4 protein-coding genes and 2 pseudogenes are annotated in these 2,952 nt (G+C 44.5%); all 6 read left to right on the top strand.

Annotation, left to right across the window (positions count from 1 at the left end):
* Window positions 1-68 precede the first annotated feature (68 nt).
* A pseudogene (locus tag AACQ49_RS04700) lies at window positions 69-234 on the top strand (phage tail tape measure protein); the annotation flags it as partial.
* A 233-nt stretch (window positions 235-467) separates the two neighbouring features.
* Complete coding sequence (locus tag AACQ49_RS04695) at window positions 468-1,064, top strand: hypothetical protein (RefSeq protein WP_049200983.1); 597 nt, start codon at window positions 468-470, stop codon at window positions 1,062-1,064.
* Entirely contained in the window at window positions 1,064-1,645 is a 582-nt protein-coding gene (locus tag AACQ49_RS04690; protein WP_004251564.1) for a hypothetical protein, read from the top strand. Before AACQ49_RS04695 ends, AACQ49_RS04690 begins: the two co-directional genes overlap by 1 nt.
* Window positions 1,646-1,656: 11 nt before the next feature.
* A complete protein-coding gene (locus AACQ49_RS04685) occupies window positions 1,657-1,962 on the top strand; it encodes a hypothetical protein (protein WP_004251562.1) in 306 nt (101 codons plus the stop codon).
* 31 nt (window positions 1,963-1,993) lie between these two features.
* A complete protein-coding gene (locus tag AACQ49_RS04680) occupies window positions 1,994-2,392 on the top strand; it encodes a DUF6950 family protein (protein WP_004251558.1) in 399 nt (132 codons plus the stop codon).
* A pseudogene (locus tag AACQ49_RS04675) lies at window positions 2,392-2,952 on the top strand (phage tail protein); the annotation flags it as partial. The gene AACQ49_RS04680 and the pseudogene AACQ49_RS04675, both read left to right, overlap by 1 nt.

The following is a 2,952-nucleotide window of genomic DNA, read 5'->3' as shown; positions in this document are numbered from 1 at the left end:
TTTTCAAAGCCATTGAAGCAGGCGGGCAGGCAATGGGCTTTGATATGGGATGGATGAGCAAAGGGCATGCTTACGGTGGTTATACGGGGCATGGCGGAAAATTCGAACCTAAAGGGATTGTGCATGGTGGTGAGTTTGTTTTTACCAAAGAAGCGACGGCTAAATTGGGTGTCGGCAATCTCTATCGCTTAATGCATGCGGCGCAAGGTTATGCTTCGGGGGGCTTTGTGGGGGCGGTCGCAGGGCGAATACCGATTACACCGCAACCGACGTTAGCCCGTGCAGGCGGGGTGCAAATGACGGTCGTTAATCATATTACGGTGACAGGAAATGGTGACGCTGTACTTGCTCAAGCAATGAAAGAAGCCGCACAACAAGGGACAGAAGCAGGCGCACAGAAAGCTCACGCGATGATGTTACAAGACTTTCAAAGTAATGGCGCAGCACGCAGAACATTAGGAGTTTAAATGTCTATTCTTGAATGGCCAAAAGCGGTGATCCCCATACAGGAAAACTGGCAATTATTGAGTAACAGCAAAACCTTTACCTCGCCATTTAATGGAAGTAGCCAGACGGTACGCTTTCCAGGAAGTCGTTGGCGTTGTGAGCTGACATTTAATAATTTAAATGAAGAGAAATCGCGCCAGTTAGAAGCGCTAGTGGCTTCATTGGATGGCATGTCGGGACGGGTCAAAATATCAAGCTGGATAAGAAAAGGGCGTTATGGGTATGGTTCGCCTCGTATTGCAATACCGAGTCAATTGGGTAATCGGCTAGAAACAAAGGACTGGAAGCGCAATATGCGCGTATTACAGCAAGGGGATCGCTTAACTGTGGGTAATGAACTCAAAATGGTGGTGGCGGATGTGGTCAGTGATAATCAAGGACATGCCATTATTCTTATTTCGCCGATGTTAAGAACATCACCTACCGTCAATGAAATGCTCGAGGTTGAGCGTCCTTTTGGGGTTTTTCGGCTCGTTGATAATGAACAGGGTAAATTTCAGCATTGTCGCTTGGGGTATACCTATATCACGTTATCTTTTGAGGAGGTGTTGTACTAATGCAATATCATCCATTTTCTGACGCCATGGTCAACGTGATTAATGAGGGGGCTTATATCGTCTTAGCCGCCAGACTCGATTTGAAATCAGGCGTCACCTGTGCGCATACTGGTGTTGGGCAACTGATTATTGCGGGGGAAACTTATTTGGGCGTGGGCAGTTTAGGCGAAATCAGTCAGCTAAAAGAAAATAAGACAACCAGTCCTCCACAATTACAGCTTAAATTAGCCGGTTTTGATAAATCGCTGGTGGGAATGGTGATGAATGAGCAAAGTCGAGGACGCGAAGTCCGGTTGATGATGGTCGCCATCAGTGAAGAGGGAAAACCGTTGCTTGCTGAAGTCTTATTTGTCGGACAAATCACATCGATTAATGTAGTGTCTGGCGAAGAAAATGCCGTATGTGTTAATGTTTCTAATCGATTCGAACGATGGTCAATCGGTTTACCCGATAGATTTACCGATGAGTCGTGGTCATCTCGAAGACAAGGTGATCGCATCTTTCGCTATGTGGCTCAAATGGCTGAACGGGCGATTTATTGGGGCAGCAAGAAAGATGCACCTGCATTTATTTATAAGTAACAGGATTAGAAATGAGAAAATTTCACTTAATTATCATTATGATTTGTTTTCATTTAGTTAGCATTCAAGCTGCTAATGCAGAGTCAATCTTAATTAGTACAGCTAAGTTAGTTTGTGAAGATAAAGAAACTCCAGAATTAGTGAAAAAGTGCAAGTTGATGGTATACAAAATTGGTGAGTCTTCATTTAATTTAGGCAAGGCAACAGCGGCTTGTGAGTTAGCCAAAAAAAATAATAAAGATTATGATGGTGATCAAAAACGGGCATGTGAAGAAATTTTCAATATGGCTAAGGATTTTTTAACCATAACATATTGAAATCATTTTTAAGTAAGAAATATAACATACCATGAAACAACAAAACTGGACACTCCAGTTACCAGAAACGATAAGGGCGGCGATGAGTCGCCCTTTTTCATGGGGTGAATTTGATTGTTGTATTTTTGCCTCTGAATGTATTTACGCACAATGTGGTTTCTCTCCAATAAAGCCTTATCTCAATCACTATAAAACCAAAGCCGAAGCCTTCAACCTGCTCAAATCTAAATTTGGCTCCTTAGAGAAAGCCGTATCACGCTATTTCAAATCCATTGAGATTGAGCGCGTTCAGCGTGGCGACCTTGTACTGTTCAAAGGTGAGGACGGTGACAGTTTAGCGGTGGTCTGGGCGAGGCATTATTGGGGCGTAACCCCACAAGGCGTGAAGCCGGTGCAGATTAACCCAATCAAAGCGTGGAGAGTGGAATAATGGGTGGGAGTGGTGGATTAATTTCAAAAGTCGTGGGTGCGGGCTTAATGATTGCGGGGCTATTTACTGGAGGCGTCACCTCTGCGATGGGCATGGCGCTGATGGCAGCAGGCGTCGCGGTGCAAGTCGCAGGTTCGCTTATCTTTAAGCCTAAACTGCCTTCCATGAATTATCGAGATACCAGTGAACGCAAACAGATGTTACGTTCATCGTCTGCCCCTGAAACCGTGATCGTCGGAAAAACAGTGATATCGGGTTTGCTTTTCTTCGCCGAAGAAGAGGCGGGTGAACAAGATGAAAACGAAAAAATCACACTGGCATTAGCGTTAGCAGGGCACCCCATAGAGAAAATTGGGAAGATCTGGTTAGGGGACGATTTAATTGAGACTTTTGGTGATAAAGCCTCATGGGAATTACATAACGATAGGGAAGATGCTGCTCCCTTTATGCTTAAAAATTGCCCGTCATGGAAAGAGGATATGATTGGTTGAGGTCTAGCGTGGTTACGTGTGACACTCACGTTTGACCAAGAAAAATTCCCCTATGGATTACCCAATGTG

The organism is Proteus sp. G2675, from assembly GCF_963886535.1.
Lineage (GTDB): Bacteria > Pseudomonadota > Gammaproteobacteria > Enterobacterales > Enterobacteriaceae > Proteus > Proteus mirabilis.
Note: the sequence above shows the minus strand (reverse complement) of the source record. Positions and strands in the feature narration are given on the sequence as shown.